We start from the raw sequence: 415 nt of genomic DNA on the forward strand, positions 1-415 counted from the left end.
CTCCAGCGCCGCCACCAGGCCGTCGTAGTCGATCGCCAGCTGCAGCGCCTGGCGCACCTTCGGGTCCCTGGTGGGGCCGTCGGCGGTGTTGAACAGCACCAGCAGGTTCTGGAACGACGGCGACTCCGTGGTCTGCACGCCGTCGGTCGACTGGGCCTGCTGGAACAGCTGCGGGTTGAGCCGCTGGACGTAGTCGACCTCGCCGCGCTGCAGCAGCTGCCAGGCCGTGGTGATCTCGGGGGTGACGCGGAAGGCGACCTTCTTGTACTGCTCCGGCTTCCAGCCGCCCCAGTAGCCCTCGAACGCCTTCAGCGTCAGCTCGGTCTCCTTGCCCTTCTGCCAGGAGTCGATCGTGTACGGGCCGGTGCCGGCGGTGCTCTCGCCGTCCGCGTCCACCGCGTCCACGTCGTAGATC

General features: G+C 68.9%; 1 protein-coding gene. It reads right to left on the reverse strand.

Going from position 1 to position 415, the window contains the following annotated elements; translation table 11 throughout:
- The coding region (locus C1I92_RS33165; protein ID WP_199521850.1) for an ABC transporter substrate-binding protein at positions 1 to 396 on the reverse strand (396 nt) is incomplete at its 3' end.
- Positions 397 to 415 lie beyond the last annotated feature (19 nt).

This window comes from Jiangella anatolica, from assembly GCF_003236295.1.
GTDB classification, from domain to species: domain Bacteria; phylum Actinomycetota; class Actinomycetes; order Jiangellales; family Jiangellaceae; genus Jiangella; species Jiangella anatolica.